At 55.6% G+C, this 17,033-nt stretch carries 13 protein-coding genes; 7 read left to right on the plus strand and 6 right to left on the minus strand.

Annotation, left to right across the window (positions count from 1 at the left end; all coding sequences use genetic code 11):
• The first annotated feature begins 89 nt into the window (after window positions 1-89).
• Complete coding sequence (locus tag KIF87_RS15345; RefSeq protein WP_213329221.1) at window positions 90-1,649, plus strand: DUF3300 domain-containing protein; 1,560 nt, start codon at window positions 90-92, stop codon at window positions 1,647-1,649.
• Between the two features lie 10 nt (window positions 1,650-1,659).
• Window positions 1,660-2,451 carry a DUF2950 family protein gene (locus KIF87_RS15350; RefSeq protein WP_213329223.1) on the plus strand — a complete coding sequence of 264 codons (792 nt, stop codon included), beginning with the start codon at window positions 1,660-1,662 and terminating at the stop codon, window positions 2,449-2,451.
• Between the two features lie 53 nt (window positions 2,452-2,504).
• Here KIF87_RS15350 and lpdA read toward each other — a convergent pair whose 3' ends face one another.
• The 4 genes from lpdA to pdhR form a co-directional block, all read right to left on the minus strand.
• Window positions 2,505-3,929, minus strand: coding sequence for a dihydrolipoyl dehydrogenase (gene lpdA / locus KIF87_RS15355; RefSeq protein ID WP_003856313.1), 1,425 nt, complete (start codon window positions 3,927-3,929; stop codon window positions 2,505-2,507).
• A 175-nt stretch (window positions 3,930-4,104) separates the two neighbouring features.
• Window positions 4,105-6,000: a pyruvate dehydrogenase complex dihydrolipoyllysine-residue acetyltransferase gene (gene aceF / locus KIF87_RS15360; protein WP_032660647.1), complete on the minus strand. Its 1,896-nt coding sequence runs from the start codon at window positions 5,998-6,000 to the stop codon at window positions 4,105-4,107.
• Between the two features lie 14 nt (window positions 6,001-6,014).
• Complete coding sequence (gene aceE, locus KIF87_RS15365; RefSeq protein ID WP_089599170.1) at window positions 6,015-8,678, minus strand: pyruvate dehydrogenase (acetyl-transferring), homodimeric type; 2,664 nt, start codon at window positions 8,676-8,678, stop codon at window positions 6,015-6,017.
• 123 nt (window positions 8,679-8,801) lie between these two features.
• Complete coding sequence (pdhR, locus tag KIF87_RS15370) at window positions 8,802-9,566, minus strand: pyruvate dehydrogenase complex transcriptional repressor PdhR (protein WP_008501960.1); 765 nt, start codon at window positions 9,564-9,566, stop codon at window positions 8,802-8,804.
• Window positions 9,567-10,103: 537 nt separating this feature from the next.
• Between pdhR and aroP the strand changes: the two genes are divergently transcribed.
• The 3 genes from aroP to KIF87_RS15385 all read left to right on the plus strand — a co-directional run bounded on the left by aroP (window position 10,104) and on the right by KIF87_RS15385 (window position 13,997).
• On the plus strand, window positions 10,104-11,474 hold the full coding sequence (gene aroP, locus KIF87_RS15375) for an aromatic amino acid transporter AroP (RefSeq protein WP_063143363.1): 1,371 nt from the start codon (window positions 10,104-10,106) through the stop codon (window positions 11,472-11,474).
• 164 nt (window positions 11,475-11,638) lie between these two features.
• Complete coding sequence (locus tag KIF87_RS15380) at window positions 11,639-13,036, plus strand: glycoside-pentoside-hexuronide (GPH):cation symporter (protein ID WP_196367357.1); 1,398 nt, start codon at window positions 11,639-11,641, stop codon at window positions 13,034-13,036.
• A 10-nt stretch (window positions 13,037-13,046) separates the two neighbouring features.
• Window positions 13,047-13,997, plus strand: coding sequence for a glycoside hydrolase family 43 protein (locus KIF87_RS15385; protein WP_213329225.1), 951 nt, complete (start codon window positions 13,047-13,049; stop codon window positions 13,995-13,997).
• An 18-nt stretch (window positions 13,998-14,015) separates the two neighbouring features.
• Here KIF87_RS15385 and ampE read toward each other — a convergent pair whose 3' ends face one another.
• Together ampE and ampD are read right to left on the minus strand one after the other, a co-directional pair.
• Entirely contained in the window at window positions 14,016-14,870 is an 855-nt protein-coding gene (gene ampE / locus KIF87_RS15390) for a beta-lactamase regulator AmpE (RefSeq protein WP_213329226.1), read from the minus strand.
• A gap of 9 nt (window positions 14,871-14,879) precedes the next feature.
• Window positions 14,880-15,431 (minus strand): 1,6-anhydro-N-acetylmuramyl-L-alanine amidase AmpD, encoded by a 552-nt coding sequence (gene ampD, locus KIF87_RS15395; RefSeq protein ID WP_213329228.1) that lies wholly within the window; start codon window positions 15,429-15,431, stop codon window positions 14,880-14,882.
• Window positions 15,432-15,518: 87 nt separating this feature from the next.
• Here ampD and nadC point away from each other — a divergent pair, with 87 nt between their 5' ends.
• The gene (nadC, locus tag KIF87_RS15400) at window positions 15,519-16,412 is read left to right on the plus strand and encodes a carboxylating nicotinate-nucleotide diphosphorylase (protein ID WP_032660661.1); all 894 of its coding nucleotides are present in this window, start codon (window positions 15,519-15,521) and stop codon (window positions 16,410-16,412) included.
• A 174-nt stretch (window positions 16,413-16,586) separates the two neighbouring features.
• Window positions 16,587-17,024 carry a prepilin peptidase-dependent pilin gene (gene ppdD / locus KIF87_RS15405; protein WP_213329229.1) on the plus strand — a complete coding sequence of 146 codons (438 nt, stop codon included), beginning with the start codon at window positions 16,587-16,589 and terminating at the stop codon, window positions 17,022-17,024.
• Window positions 17,025-17,033: the final 9 nt, after the last annotated feature.

The following is a 17,033-nucleotide window of genomic DNA, read 5'->3' on the forward strand; positions in this document are numbered from 1 at the left end:
AAAAGTCAAAACAGTAAAAGACGGGTGAATAATACTCACGCCAACCGTAACGCCTCACGGCACAGCGCTTGTCTCGTTGGAGTCATTTTATGAAGTTGCCCTTTAAGCCACATCTGCTCGTCCTTCTGTGCAGTGCCGGGCTGTTTGCCGCCTCAGGCGTCATGTTTGTCAAAGGTCGCGCCACGGAGCCCGCTGCGCCGGCCCCCGTCGCACAACAGCCGGCTGCACCGGCGGCGCCTGCCGCAGCCCAGCCCGCCCCTGTTGTCGCGCCAGCCTACACTGCCGCGCAAATCGATCAATGGGTTGCTCCCATCGCGCTCTACCCGGATGCCCTGCTGTCGCAAATTTTAATGGCGTCGACCTATCCGGCCAACGTGATCCAGGCGGCGCAGTGGTCCAAAGACAATCCTAAAATGGAAGGGGACGCCGCGATTCAGGCCGTTGCCAGCCAGCCATGGGATCCCAGCGTAAAATCGCTGGTCGCGTTTCCTCAGCTTATGTCCCTGATGGGTGAAAACCCGCCGTGGGTACAAAATCTGGGTGATGCGTTTCTCGCGCAGCCGAAGGACGTGATGGATTCCGTTCAGCGCCTGCGCGCGCTGGCGCAGAAGACCGGCGCTTTACAATCCACGCCTCAGCAGACGGTCACCACCGTGACAAAATCGGCGCCAGCGAAAACCAGCACCACTGAGACAACGACAGCCACGACGTCCGCGCCCGCCCCAACGGTAATCAAAATTGAATCTGCCGATCCGCAGGTTGTTTACGTCCCTACCTATAACCCCAATACGGTTTACGGGGCCTGGCCAAACACCGCCTATCCGCCCACCTATCTCCCGCCTACACCCGGGGAGCAGTTTGGCAACAGCTTTGTAAACGGTTTAGGCTTCAGCCTGGGCGTCGCCACAACCTATGCCATCTTCAGCAACATCGACTGGGATGATGACGATGACTGGGATCATCACCATGGCGACGGGGATAATCACGGCGGCTATAACCGCAACGGCGATAACAATATCAATATCAACGTTGAAAACTTCAATAAAATCAGCGGACAGCGTCTGACGGACGCCAACCGCACCTGGCAGCACAACCCCGCCTATCGGGAAGGGGTGCCCTATCCGACTAACCAGCTCAACACTCGCTTCCACTCCACCAACGCGGCGACAGGGCTCAGCTCAGCGCAGCAAAAACCGGTTAACCGCGATAGCCAGCGTCAGGCCGCGCTGAGCCAGATGGAGAAATCTACGGGCAAAACCTTCCCCCAAACGGCGCGAACCGGAACGAAAGACGTGCAGCGTCAGGCCTCAAGCGAACAGCTGAAGCAGATTTCGCAGCGCAATAACTACCGTGGCTACGACACCAAACCGCAGACGGCGAAGCGGAGCACCGCGCAGCAGCGAGAAAACCGCCAAACCACCGCACAGAGACAAGAGAAGCGGGCTTCACAGCCCGCGCAGCAACGCTCTCTTCAGCAGCGAAACAGCCAGCCGCGGGCCAATGCGCTGAGCGGTAACGACAGCCGCTCCGCGAACTGGCAGGCGCAGCAGCAGCGCGGTGCGCAAAGCAGGCAGCTTGCTGCTCGCCAGCAGCAGCCGCGTCAGGCGTCTGGTGGACGTGCTGAACGCCGTGAAATTCGACATCGCTAAGGGAACCGACATGAAAAGTAAACTACTCAGTGGAATGGTGTTGTTCATGCTCTCGGCCTCGGTGATGGCGCAGCAGTCTTTTAGCACACCCGCTCAGGCAACCGATGCGCTGACCAAAGCCATCAGTGAGCAAAATGAGAGCGCGATGACCAACCTGCTCGGAGAGAACTGGCGCGATTTTCTGCCCCCCGAAGGCGTTGATCCGGATGCTGTCGATCGCTTCCTGCGCGACTGGAACGTCCGTCATAACACGGTTGTCGAAGGGGATACGGCGCATCTGGTTGTCGGAGACAGCGGCTGGCAGCTCCCCATCCCGGTGATCAAAACCTCTGCCGGCTGGCAGTTCGATATCAAAGAAGGGGCTGAAGAGATCCTGACCCGCGAAATCGGGCGTAACGAGCTCGCCGCCATTGAAGCCTTACATGCCTATGTTGATGCGCAGCAAAGCTATTTTGCGATGAACCAGAAATACGCGCAGAAGATTGTCAGCTCGAAAGGGAAAAAAGACGGTTTGTACTGGCCAGCCTCGCCCGGCGAAGCGCCCAGCCCGCTCGGCCCGGCATTTAGTCCGAAAGAGCCGGGTACCGGCTATCACGGCTATCGTTTCCGCATTCTGCCGGATAATCACGGTTTCGCGATGGTTGCCTGGCCGGTCAGCTATGGTCAGACGGGCGTAATGAGCTTTGTGATAAATCAGGACGACAAGGTGTACCAGTCCGATCTCGGCAGCGATTCAGAGCAGAAAGCCCGGGCGCTAGCCGCCTATGGCCCTGATAAAACCTGGCAGCCGGTGGCACCCTAAACGCAGCGCATAAAAAAAGCGGCCATTGGCCGCTTTTTTTCATCTGAAGAAACTTATTTCTTCTTCGCTTTCGCGTTTGGCAGATCGGTGATGCTGCCTTCAAACACTTCTGCCGCCAGACCCACGGACTCGTGCAGAGTCGGGTGAGCGTGGATGGTCAGCGCGATGTCTTCAGCGTCACAGCCCATTTCGATAGCCAGACCGATTTCACCCAGCAGCTCGCCGCCGTTGGTACCGACAATCGCACCACCGATCACGCGGTGAGTCTCTTTGTCGAAGATCAGTTTGGTCATACCGTCAGCGCAGTCGGACGCGATAGCACGGCCAGAAGCAGCCCATGGGAAGGTGGCGGTTTCGTAGCTGATGCCTTTCTCTTTCGCTTCTTTCTCGGTCAGACCCACCCATGCCACTTCTGGCTCGGTGTACGCGATAGATGGGATGACTTTCGGATCGAAGTAGTGCTTCATGCCGGCGATAACTTCAGCGGCAACGTGACCTTCGTGAACACCTTTGTGCGCCAGCATTGGCTGACCGACGATATCGCCGATAGCAAAGATGTGCGGCACGTTAGTGCGCAGCTGTTTGTCAACGCGGATAAAGCCACGGTCGTCCACTTCCACGCCAGCTTTGCCCGCATCGAGGTTTTTACCGTTCGGCACACGGCCGATAGCCACCAGCACGGCGTCGTAACGCTGTGGTTCGGATGGGGCTTTTTTGCCTTCCATGGAAACGTAAATACCGTCTTCTTTCGCTTCAACGGCAGTCACTTTGGTTTCCAGCATCAGGTTGAATTTCTTGCTGATGCGTTTGGTGAAGACTTTAACGATGTCTTTGTCGGCAGCCGGGATAACCTGGTCGAACATTTCAACCACGTCGATCTCTGAACCCAGCGCATGGTACACGGTACCCATTTCCAGACCGATGATACCGCCGCCCATGACCAGCAGACGCTTAGGAACGGTTTTCAGCTCCAGCGCATCGGTGGAATCCCACACGCGTGGATCTTCATGCGGAATGAATGGCAGTTCGATTGGGCGAGAGCCTGCCGCGATGATCGCGTTGTCGAAGTTGATCACGGTTTTGCCGTTTTCGCCTTCCACTTCCAGGGTGTTCGCACCGGTGAATTTACCCAGACCGTTTACCACTTTCACCTTACGGCCTTTGGCCATACCCGCCAGACCGCCGGTCAGCTGAGTGATAACTTTCTCTTTCCAGGTACGAATTTTGTCGATATCGGTTTTCGGCTCGCCGAAGACGATACCGTGTTCAGCCAGCGCTTTGGCTTCTTCGATAACTTTCGCTACGTGCAGCAGCGCTTTAGAAGGGATACAGCCGACGTTCAGACAAACACCGCCGAGGGTGCTGTAACGTTCTACGATGACGGTTTCCAGACCTAAATCCGCTGCACGGAATGCTGCGGAGTAACCTGCCGGGCCTGCCCCAAGTACTACGACCTGAGTTTTGATTTCTGTGCTCATCATGACCTCTTAATTTATACCCGTCGTCCACCGGGTCGTTCTATCCGCCCGCAGTTTACAAAATTGTTAACAATTTTGAAACAACAAACGGCTCACGAATTGTCGCTTTCGCCAATAACCTCACAAACACCATGAGATTATCAGAAAAAAGCCGGCCGACTGGCCGGCTTTTCGATTACATCACCAGGCGGCGAATGTCGCTCAGGGTGTTGTTGATGATGGTGATGAAGCGCGCACCATCAGCACCGTCGATCACGCGGTGGTCGAAGGACAGAGAGATTGGCATCATCAGACGCGGCACGAACTCTTTGCCATTCCACACCGGCTCCATCGCGGATTTAGACACACCGAGGATAGCCACTTCCGGCGCGTTCACGATCGGCGCGAAGTGGGTGGTACCCAGGCCGCCGATGCTGGAGATGGTGAAGCAGCCGCCCTGCATTTCGCCGGCAGTCAGCTTACCATCACGCGCTTTCTTGGAGATCACGGTCAGTTCACGGGACAGCTCAGTGATGCTCTTCTTGTTCACGTCTTTGAAGACCGGAACAACCAGACCATTTGGCGTATCAACCGCAACACCGATGTTGATGTATTTCTTCAGCGTCAGCTTCTGACCGTCTTCAGACAGGGAGCTGTTGAAGCGTGGCATCTGCTCAAGGGCAGCGGCAACGGCTTTCATAATGAAGACCACTGGGGTGAATTTCACGTCCAGTTTGCGCTTCTCAGCTTCGGCGTTCTGCTGTTTACGGAACGCTTCCAGATCGGTGATATCGGTCTTATCGAAGTGCGTAACGTGCGGGATCATCACCCAGTTACGGCTCAGGTTAGCACCAGAGATTTTCTGGATGCGGCCCAGCTCCACTTCTTCGATTTCGCCGAACTTGCTGAAGTCCACTTTCGGCCATGGCAGCATGCCCGGGATACCGCCGCCGGCGGCTGCAGCAGGTGCAGCTTCGGCGCGTTTCACCGCGTCTTTCACGTAGGTCTGAACGTCTTCGCGCAGGATACGACCCTTACGGCCGGTTCCTTTCACTTTCGCCAGGTTCACACCGAATTCGCGCGCCAGGCGACGAATCAGCGGGGTCGCGTGGACGTAAGCGTCGTTTTCAGCGAACTCAGATTTTTCTGCTTTAGCAGCAGGGGCAGCGGCTGGTTTAGCAGCCTGAGCCGGTGCAGCAGCAGGGGCTGGAGCAGCCGCGGCAGCCGGAGCTGCGGCAGGCGCAGCGCCTTCCACTTCGAAGACCATGATCAGAGAGCCGGTAGACACTTTGTCGCCGGTGCTGATTTTGATCTCTTTAACGGTACCCGCGAACGGCGCAGGCACTTCCATAGAAGCCTTGTCGCCTTCAACGGTGATCAGTGACTGTTCAGCGGCAACTTTGTCGCCCACTTTCACCATCACTTCGGTGACTTCAACTTCGTCACCGCCGATGTCCGGTACGTTAACGTCTTTCGCGCCGCCAGCAGCCGCTGGTGCTGCAGCCGGAGCCGGTGCAGCGGCCTGCGCAGGCGCTGCAGCAGGTGCAGCACCCGCCACTTCGAAGATCATGATAAGCGACCCGGTAGACACTTTGTCACCGGTGTTGATCTTGATCTCTTTAACGGTACCGGCAAACGGAGCTGGCACTTCCATAGAGGCTTTGTCGCCTTCTACGGTGATCAGTGACTGCTCGGCCGCAACGGTGTCGCCCACTTTCACCAGGATTTCAGTGACTTCAACTTCGTCACCGCCGATGTCAGGCACGTTCACTTCTTTCGCGCTCGCGGCAGCTGCTGGAGCAGCGGCGGCCGGAGCGGCTTTCTTCTCTTCCTGCGCAGGTGCAGCTGCTGCTGCACCGTCGGCGGAATCGAAAATCATGATCAGTTTGCCGGTCTCGGTTTTATCGCCAACAGAGACTTTGATCTCTTTAACGATGCCAGCCTGAGGAGACGGGACTTCCATAGAGGCTTTGTCGCCTTCTACGGTGATCAGCGACTGTTCAGCTTCAACTTTGTCGCCTACTTTGACCAGGATCTCGGTGATTTCAACTTCATCAGCCCCGATGTCCGGTACATTGATTTCGATAGCCATTATTCTTTTACCTCTTACGCCAGACGCGGGTTAACTTTTTCTGCATCGATATTGAATTTGGTGATTGCGTCCGCAACCACTTTCTTATCGATTTCGCCACGTTTAGCCAGTTCGCCCAGTGCTGCTACAACCACGTAAGAAGCATCAACTTCGAAGTGGTGACGCAGGTTTTCGCGGCTGTCAGAACGACCGAAGCCGTCAGTACCCAGAACGCGATAATCATCAGCTGGAACGTAAGTACGAACCTGCTCAGCGAACAGTTTCATATAGTCAGTAGACGCCACCGCTGGCGCGTCGTTCATCACCTGAGCGATGTACGGAACGCGTGGGGTTTCCATTGGGTGCAGCATGTTCCAACGCTCACAATCCTGGCCATCACGCGCCAGTTCAGTGAAGGAAGTCACAGAGTACACGTCGGAACCCACACCGTAGTCTTTCGCCAGGATCTGCGCTGCTTCACGTACGTGACGCAGGATAGAGCCGGAGCCCAGCAGCTGAACTTTACCTTTGCTACCTTCGAGGGTTTCGAGTTTGTAGATACCTTTACGGATACCTTCCTCGGCACCTGCTGGCATTGCCGGCATGTGGTAGTTTTCGTTCAGGGTGGTGATGTAGTAGTAAATGTTCTCTTGCGCTTCACCGTACATACGGGTCAGACCGTCATGCATGATGACTGCCACTTCATACGCGTAAGACGGGTCGTAAGAGATACAGTTAGGGATAGTCAGAGACTGAATGTGGCTGTGGCCATCTTCGTGCTGCAGACCTTCACCGTTCAGGGTCGTACGACCGGAGGTACCGCCTACCAGGAAGCCGCGAGCCTGCTGGTCGCCTGCCTGCCAGCACAGGTCACCGATACGCTGGAACCCGAACATGGAGTAGTAAATGTAGAACGGGATCATCGGCAGGTTGTTGGTGCTGTAAGAGGTCGCAGCAGCCAGCCAGGATGCGCCTGCGCCCAGCTCGTTGATACCTTCCTGCAGGATCTGACCTTTCTCGTCTTCTTTGTAGTATGCAACCTGCTCACGGTCCTGCGGGGTGTACTGCTGGCCGTTCGGGCTGTAGATACCGATCTGACGGAACAGACCTTCCATACCGAAAGTACGCGCTTCGTCGGCGATGATTGGAACCAGACGATCTTTGATCGACTTGTTCTTCAGCATCACGTTCAGGGCACGAACGAAAGCGATAGTGGTAGAGATCTCTTTGTTCTGCTCTTCCAGCAGCTGAGAGAAGTCTTCCAGAGCTGGCAGTTCCAGCTTCTCGGTGAAGTTTGGCTGACGAGCTGGCAGGTAGCCTTTCAGCGCCTGACGACGTTCGTGCAGGTACTTGTGCTCTTCAGAACCTTCCGGGAAGGTGATGTAAGACAGGTTTTCTACCTGCTCATCGGTCACTGGAACGTTGAAACGGTCGCGGATATAACGCACGCCGTCCATGTTCATTTTCTTAACCTGGTGAGCGATGTTTTTACCTTCTGCGGTATCACCCATGCCGTAACCTTTGATGGTATGGGCCAGGATTACAGTCGCTTTACCTTTGGTTTCCTGCGCTTTTTTCAGTGCAGCGTAGACTTTCTTCGGATCGTGACCACCGCGGTTCAGGGCCCAGATCTGCTCATCCGTCCAGTCTGCAACCAGTGCTGCGGTTTCAGGATATTTACCGAAGAAGTGCTCACGAACGTAGGCACCGTCTTTGGATTTGAAGGTCTGGTAGTCACCGTCAACGGTTTCGTTCATCAGCTGGATCAGTTTACCGCTGGTATCTTTACGCAGCAGCTCATCCCAACGACCGCCCCACATGACCTTGATCACGTTCCAGCCAGCACCTGCGAAGATGCCTTCCAGTTCGTTGATGATCTTGCCGTTACCGGTTACCGGACCATCCAGACGCTGCAGGTTACAGTTGATGATGAAGCACAGGTTGTCCAGCTTCTCACGGGTTGCGATGGTGATCGCACCTTTGGATTCTGGCTCATCCATTTCGCCGTCGCCCAGGAAGGCGTAAACGGTCTGCTCAGAGGTGTCTTTCAGACCACGGTGTTCCAGGTATTTCAGGAATTTAGCCTGATAAATCGCACCGATTGGGCCCAGACCCATAGATACGGTCGGGAACTGCCAGAATTCAGGCATCAGTTTAGGGTGCGGGTAAGAAGACAGACCTTTACCGTGAACTTCCTGACGGAAGTTGTTCATCTGCTCTTCAGTCAGACGACCTTCCAGGAATGCACGTGCATAGATGCCCGGAGAGATGTGGCCCTGGAAGTACACCAGATCGCCGCCGTCTTTCTCGTTCGCTGCACGGAAGAAGTGGTTGAAGCACACTTCGTAAACGGTTGCAGAAGACTGGAAGGACGCCATGTGGCCACCCAGTTCCAGGTCTTTCTTGGATGCGCGCAGAACGGTCATGATGGCGTTCCAGCGGATTGCAGAACGGATACGACGTTCCAGATCCAGATTGCCCGGGTATTCCGGTTCGTCTTCGACGGCAATCGTGTTTACGTAGTTGCTAGCCCCTGCACCTGAAGCAACCTTCACACCGCCTTTACGGGCTTCAGAAAGCAGCTGATCAATCAGATACTGAGCGCGCTCAACACCTTCTTCACGGATGACCGATTCGATCGCCTGTAGCCAGTCGCGAGTTTCGATCGGATCCACGTCATTTTGGAGACGTTCTGACATGGGGGTATTCCTTATCTATCTAATACGTTGATTTGTCTGGAACCTGTCCCATTGTGCTCTTGGGTAAGAACACAATAAGACAGGTTCTGCGTTTAGTTGCCGCGCTCTAAAAGTACCTGGCGCTTAATCCTTTCGTTGCTGTATGCGGCGTAATGAACGTTCGCGACGCGATTGTTCACGGCTGCGGTCCAGCAAGATTTCCTCAATGAAAGCCAGATGGCGGTGCGACGCTTCGCGCGCCTGCTCCGGTTCCCCGGCCATTATCGCCTCGAATACTCGGGTGCGATGGTTGCTTACCAGTGGGAGCATGTCCCGACGGGCATACAACAATTCAAAATTCTGACGAACGTTCTGGGCCAGCATGGGCTCCATGCAGCGTAGCAGATGGAGGAGCACCACGTTGTGGGCCGCTTCGGTGACGGCAATTTGATACTGGACAACGGCACTGGACTCGGCGTCTAAGTCGCCGGACTGCTGTGCCCGTTCAATGGCCTGATGCAGCTCGCGGATACGCACGCGATCTTCATCAGTGCTGCGAAGGGCGGCGTAATAGGCCGCAATACCTTCAAGCGCGTGACGGGTCTCAAGCAGGTCAAACTGGGATTCTGGGTGGTCAGAGAGAAGTTCTACCAGCGGGTCGCTGAAGCTCTGCCACAGGCTGTTTTGCACAAAGGTTCCGCCGCCCTGGCGACGAAGCAGCAAGCCCTTTGCTTCGAGACGTTGAATCGCCTCACGCAGAGAGGGACGTGAAACGTCGAACTGTTTTGCCAGCTCGCGTTCTGGCGGAAGTTTCTCACCCGGGCGCAGAGTCCCTTCGAGGATTAAAAACTCCAGCTGCTGCTCAATCACATCAGATAGTTTTGGTTGGCGAATTTTGCTGTAGGCCATATTCCCTGTCTTACGCCTTTTTGCCCGGAGTCAATTGGTCTTACCAATTTCTATTTCGTATCGCTAAAGTAACAAAGTATTCACCTTCTGTCCATATTGGTTTTGATTGAAATCAGTAAACCCTGCACATTTTAACAACCTTACAGAAATAACGTTTCAGAAATGTAACTTTGCACAAATGAGTTGATTACTCCTTAAGTGGGAGTTTTAACCATAATGAAACGAGGGTTTTTGCAATCTGAAGCGATTCAACAACGCAAATAATGAAAATTCGCCCACTTATGGAGCATTTCTATTCTATAGGTTGGGTTAGTACGAATAAGCGGGCCGATTTACAAATGCTTTCTTTTTATTCAAGTCGTCATCACCCTTTCATAAAGCAGGTGCATTCGCAGGCGCTTACCACTATTCTTGCGCTTACGGAAGTCATCTCCGCTTTTTTCGGTCTCGTTAACCGTAAAGAAATAAATACAGAATATGGATTTTCATAATTACACACGCACAGCGTGAACATAACAACCACACACGAGGTTTCAAATGGAAGCTCAACAGCACGGCGATCAGCTAAAGCGCGGGCTTAAAAACCGCCATATACAGCTCATCGCACTGGGCGGTGCGATTGGTACCGGCCTGTTTCTGGGCAGCGCATCCGTTATCCAGTCAGCCGGTCCCGGCATTATTTTGGGTTACGCGATTGCAGGTTTCATTGCTTTTCTGATCATGCGCCAGTTAGGGGAAATGGTCGTTGAAGAGCCGGTCGCAGGCTCCTTCAGCCACTTTGCCTATAAATACTGGGGCAGCTTTGCCGGTTTTGCATCGGGCTGGAACTACTGGGTGCTGTACGTTCTGGTTGCCATGGCTGAGCTTACCGCCGTCGGGAAATACATTCAGTTCTGGTACCCTGAGATCCCAACCTGGGCCTCCGCAGCGGCTTTCTTCGTTATTATTAACGCCATTAACCTGACCAACGTAAAAGTGTTCGGTGAAATGGAGTTCTGGTTTGCCATCATCAAGGTCATTGCCGTAGTGGCGATGATTATCTTTGGCGGCTGGCTGCTGTTCAGCGGAAACGGTGGCCCGCAGGCAACCGTGCGCAACCTTTGGGAACAGGGCGGATTCCTGCCTCACGGCATGACCGGTCTGGTGATGATGATGGCTATCATTATGTTCTCCTTCGGCGGCCTCGAGCTGGTGGGCATCACCGCCGCAGAAGCCGACAACCCGGAGCAGAGCATTCCAAAAGCCACTAACCAGGTTATCTACCGCATCCTGATCTTCTATGTGGGCTCGCTGGCCGTGCTGCTCTCCCTGCTGCCGTGGACCCGCGTGACCGCTGACACCAGCCCGTTTGTGCTGATCTTCCACGAGCTGGGCGATACCTTTGTAGCAAACGCACTCAACGTGGTTGTTCTGACCGCTGCGCTCTCCGTTTACAACAGCTGCGTATACTGCAACAGCCGCATGCTGTTCGGCCTGGCCCAGCAGGGTAACGCGCCAAAAGCGCTGCTCAACGTCGATAAGCGCGGCGTGCCGGTAAACACGATTCTTGTTTCGGCGGTCGTGACCGCGCTGTGCGTGCTCATTAACTATCTGGCACCGGAATCGGCGTTTGGCCTGCTGATGGCGCTGGTGGTCTCTGCTCTGGTCATCAACTGGGCGATGATCAGCCTGGCGCACATCAAGTTCCGCCGCGCCAAGCAGCAGCAGGGCGTTACCACCCGCTTCCCTGCCCTGCTTTACCCGCTGGGCAACTGGGTGTGCCTGGTGTTCATGGCGGCCGTGCTGGTGATCATGCTGATCACGCCGGGCATGGCGATTTCCGTCTACCTGATCCCGGTCTGGATTGCGATCCTTGGCGTGGGCTATCTCTTCAGTCAGAAAAGCCGTAATGCCATGAAGGCCCACTAAGCCCTTCTCCGCGGCACCTGCTTTTGCGGGTGCCGCGCGTTGTTACCTTCCTCACACTTTCGCGCCCACAGCGCATTTATCCATATCACCGCCCTGATACTGCAACGCATATATTCCTTCGCCAGCGAATAATTCTCTCCATACCGTAAACCGGAGAGCTGTCGATGGATAACAACACACTGTCAGTAAAAGAAAAGATCGGCTATGGGATGGGCGACGCGGGATGCAACATCATCTTCGGCGCCATCATGCTGTTTGTTAACTATTTTTATACGGATATTTTTGGCCTGGCGCCTGCGCTGGTCGGCGTACTGCTGCTGTCCGTCCGCGTAATTGACGCCGTAACGGACCCGATCATGGGGGCGATTGCCGACCGTACCCGCAGTAAATATGGCCGGTTTCGTCCATGGCTACTGTGGATCGCCTTCCCCTACGCGCTGTTCAGCATCCTGATGTTCACCACGCCGGAGTGGAGCTATAACAGCAAAGTTATCTATGCGTTTGTCACCTACTTCCTGCTCTCTTTGACCTATACGGCCATCAACATCCCTTACTGCTCGCTGGGCGGGGTGATCACCAACGATCCAAAAGAACGCGTGGCCTGCCAGTCGTATCGCTTCGTGCTGGTCGGGATCGCCACGCTGCTGCTCTCATTAACGCTGCTGCCGATGGCCGACTGGTTTGGTGGGGACAACAAGGCCAAAGGCTATCAGATGGCGATGACCGTGCTGGCGCTGATTGGAACCTGCATGTTCCTGTTCTGCTTCGCCACCGTGCGCGAGCGCGTGCGCCCTGCGGTACAGACCAACGACGAGCTGAAAAACGATCTGAAAGACGTGTGGAAGAACGACCAGTGGGTACGCATTCTGCTCCTGACCCTGTGCAACGTCTGCCCGGGCTTTATCCGCATGGCCGCCACCATGTATTACGTCACCTGGGTGATGGGCCAGAGCACCCACTTCGCCACGCTGTTTATCAGCCTGGGCGTAGTCGGCATGATGCTCGGCAGCGTGCTGGCAAAAGTGCTGACCGACCGCTGGTGTAAGCTGAAGGTCTTCTTCTGGACCAACATCGTGCTGGCGATTTTCTCAACCGCCTTTTATTTCTTCGACCCGAAAGCCACCGTCACCATCGTGGTGCTCTACTTCCTGCTGAACATCCTGCACCAGATCCCGTCTCCGCTGCACTGGTCGCTCATGGCCGACGTGGATGACTACGGCGAGTGGAAGACCGGTAAGCGCATTACCGGGATCAGCTTCTCCGGCAACATCTTCTTCCTGAAACTGGGGCTGGCGATTGCCGGGGCGATGGTCGGCTTCCTGCTCTCCTGGTACGGCTATGACGCGGGCGCAAAAGCGCAAAGCGCGGACGCCATTAACGGGATCGTGCTGCTGTTTACCGTCATTCCCGGCGTTGGATACTTAATTACCGCTGGCGTGGTACGCCTGCTGAAAGTGGACCGCGAAACCATGAAGCAGATCCAGCTCGATCTGGAAAAACGCCGCAGCAACTATCGCGAGCTGAACGATTATCAGGAACTGAAAGCCGCTGAAACAAAATAAGGAAAGCCGAATGCAAACCTGGCCAAACCCGTTTATCGAACAACGTGCCGACCCGTACATTTTACGCCATGAGGGGCAGTACTATTTCATCGCTTCCGTGCCGCAGTACGACAGGCTGGCGATCCGCCGCGCAGAGTCGCTGGAAGGCTTACGTAATGCTGAAGAAGTGGTGGTCTGGCGCAAACCCGAGACCGGCCCGATGAGCCAGCTGATCTGGGCGCCGGAACTGCATCACATTGACGGGAAGTGGTACATCTATTTTGCCGCGACGCACACCCAGGCGCTCGACGCGCTCGGGATGTTCCAGCACCGTATGTTCGCCATTGAATGTGCTGATGGCGATCCGCTCACCGGCGCGTGGGTGGAAAAAGGGCAGATCAAAACGCCTTTCGATACCTTCGCCCTGGACGCCACCACCTTTGTTCATCAGGGGAAACGCTGGTATCTGTGGGCGCAAAAAGCGCCGGATATCACCGGAAACTCCAATCTTTATCTGTGTGAAATGGAGAACCCCTGGACGCTGAAAGGCGAGCCGGTGATGCTCAGCAAGCCGGAGTATGACTGGGAGTGTCGCGGTTTTTGGGTCAACGAAGGCCCGGCGGTGCTGATTCACGGCGATAAGCTGTTTATCAGCTATTCCGCCAGCGCCACCGACGAGAACTACTGCATGGGGCTACTGTGGATAGACCTGAATGCCGATCCGCAAAACCCGGCAAACTGGCACAAATCCCCGCGTCCGGTGTTCGTTACCAGCTATGAGAACCGCCAGTTCGGCCCGGGACACAACAGCTTTACGCAAACGCCCGAAGGGGAAGATGTGCTGGTGTATCACGCGCGTAACTACACCGAAATTGAGGGCGACCCGCTGTACGATCCGAACCGCCATACCCGCCTGAAGCTCGTCCGCTGGAATGAAAACGGGATGCCTGATTTCGGCATCCCGCCCGCGGATACGCTTTAGTCTTTGCGGCGCGCTGGCCTACACCAGCGTGCCGTAAATCGTCAGCAGTGCCACGATCACCACCACCACAAACGAGGTTTTCTTCGCCATGGAGACAGCGGCTTTCGGCGTTACAATCTTGTCCGTATGCGGCTCACGCGCCAGCGAGAACTGCGCCAGACGCGTTAGCACCTGGTACTGCGACGTATGGCGATCGGCAAGAGACGCGAACCAAGCGGGCAGCGCTTTTTCACCGTGACCAATTAACGCGTACACCACGCCCACCAGACGCACCGGAAGCCAGTCGAGCACGTGCAGGATGGCATCAATGCCGGACTGCAGGCGTTCATGCGGCGTCAGATAACGGGCAAGCCAGGTCTGCCAGGCGCGCAGAAACGCATACCCCATCAGCAGTACCGGCCCCCACGGGCCGCCCACCACGAACCAGAACAGCGGTGCCAGGTAGTAGCGGAAGTTAATCCACAGCAGCGCGTTTTGCAGCTCGCGCAGAAATTCGCGCTCGTCGCAGTCCGGCGGCACGCCGTGGATCATGGTCAGTTCGCTCGCCATGGCACCGCGCGCATGGGCATCGTCACGGGAGGCGGCTTTCAGGTATGCGTGATAGTGCAAACGCACCTTTCCCGCACCAATGCACAGCACCCCAAGCAGGATCCACACCACCAGCAGCGGCACGTTGAAAAAGAGTCCGTACAGCGAGCGCAGGAGCAGGAACGTTATGACCATCACCCCTGCCATCATCAGCAGCGTGCGCAGCATAGAAAAGTGCTTAATCCGGCGGAATAACACCTCCAGCCGGTGATCCAGATGCCAGTGCTCACCGAGCTTGAACAGGCGTTCAGCGATGATAACCAGCAGCATGGTAAACAACGTCATGGTATCTCCTTATTCTGACGACGCGGCGAGCATGGCGCGAAACCGGGGCCAGTCAAAGGCCGGACCGGGATCGGTTTTTCTCTCCGGGGCGATATCACTGTGTCCCGTGATATTTTCGGCGATAGCCGGGTAGAGTCCAATTAGCGTGTGGGTCACAGCCGCTAGCTGTTGATACTGTGAATCGGTGTAGGGCGTCGTATCCGTGCCTTCCAGTTCAATCCCGATAGAAAAATCGTTGCACCGTTCGCGCCCGTGATACATCGACACCCCGGCATGCCAGGCGCGCTTATCAAAGGGAACATACTGAACCACTTCACCATCGCGACGAATCAGGCAGTGAGCCGATACGCGCAGATGTGCAATCTCAGCAAAGAAGGGATGAGCATCGGGATCAATCGTTCCCGTGAATAACGCATCGATCCACGGGCCGCCAAATTCACCCGGCGGGAGACTAATATTATGAACCACCAGCAGTGTGGGTTTTTCATCCTCCGGGCGGCAATCGTGGTGCGGCGAGGGCACGTGCCGCGCATCCACCAGCCATCCGTTTTCTAACAACATGCTGGAACTCCTTCTGTATGGTGCAATGACTCGGTTCAGAGTAGCATGTTTCAATATTATGATTCGTTACCAATTTGGAGTTTTATCATGCCGCCTCGCCGCTACAACCCCGACCACCGACGTGAAGCGCTTCTGGAACGTATTAATATGGATATTCCGGCAAGCGTCTCCCATGCTTTGAAAGAAGATCTGGGCGGTGACGTTAACGCTGATAAGGATATTACCGCACAATTATTGCCAAAAGAGACACGCTCCCACGCGGTCATTATCACCCGTGAAGACGGCGTCTTTTGCGGCAAGCGTTGGGTTGAAGAGGTCTTTACCCAGCTGGCGGGCGATGATGTGCAGGTGACCTGGCATGTTGAAGACGGCGATGCAGTCACGGCCAACCAGCCGCTGTTCGAACTGGACGGTCCTTCCCGCGTCTTGCTGACCGGCGAACGTACCGCGCTCAATTTTGTACAAACGCTCTCAGGCGTGGCCAGTGAAGTGCGTCGCTACGTTGACCTGCTGGCCGGTACCCGCACTCAGCTGCTGGATACCCGCAAAACGCTGCCGGGCCTGCGCACCGCGCTGAAGTATGCCGTGCTTTGCGGCGGCGGCGCAAACCATCGTCTGGGCTTATCCGACGCCTTTCTGATTAAAGAGAACCACATTATTGCCTCTGGCTCCGTGCGTCAGGCGGTTGAGAAAGCCTTCTGGCTGCACCCGGACGTGCCTGTTGAGGTGGAGGTCGAAAGCCTGGAAGAGCTGGAGCAGGCGATTAAGGCCGGGGCCGATATCATCATGCTCGATAACTTCGAAACAGAGCAGATGCGCGAGGCGGTAAAACTGACAAACGGCCGGGCCCAGCTTGAAGTGTCCGGGAACGTCACTTTCGAAACGATCCGTGAATTCGCCGAAACCGGCGTGGATTACATCTCCGTCGGCGCGCTGACCAAACACGTTCGCGCTCTCGACCTCTCAATGCGCTTCAAATAACGCATTCTCCCCTCTCCGGGTGGAGAGGGGAATTTCAGCCCCGCTCGCAGATCCGCTGTTCTTCCCTGCAACACTGAATAAATTCTCTGAAGACCCCTTCCCGTTCCCTTTTTTGCCTCTCGTTTCTGCTCTTTCCCGCTGACAAAGTAGCGCCACTTTGCATAAGGAGCAGATATGGACAGACAACAAGGCTTCACACTCATTGAGCTGATGGTGGTCATTGGCATCATTGCGATTCTGAGCGCCATCGGCGTTCCCGCCTATCAAAACTACCTGCGCAAGGCGGCGCTGACCGATATGCTGCAAACCTTCGTTCCCTACCGTACGGCCATCGAGCTTTGCGCGCTGGATCACGGTGGCGTGGAGAGCTGCGATGCCGGCAGCAACGGTATCCCTTCCCCCACCACGACACGCTACGTTTCAGGAATGAGCGTGGCGAAAGGGATCGTGATCTTAACAGGACAGGAGAGTCTCAACGGGCTGACGGTAACCATGACGCCACGGTGGAGCGACGGCAACGGTATGACGGGCTGGACGCGCGACTGCAGCATCGGTGCTGACAGCGCCCTGAAACAGGCCTGCGAAGACGTTTTCCGCTTCGACAATAACTGAGGAGCGGAT

The organism is Enterobacter sp. 120016, from assembly GCF_018383635.1.
GTDB classification, from domain to species: Bacteria; Pseudomonadota; Gammaproteobacteria; order Enterobacterales; family Enterobacteriaceae; genus Enterobacter; species Enterobacter asburiae_D.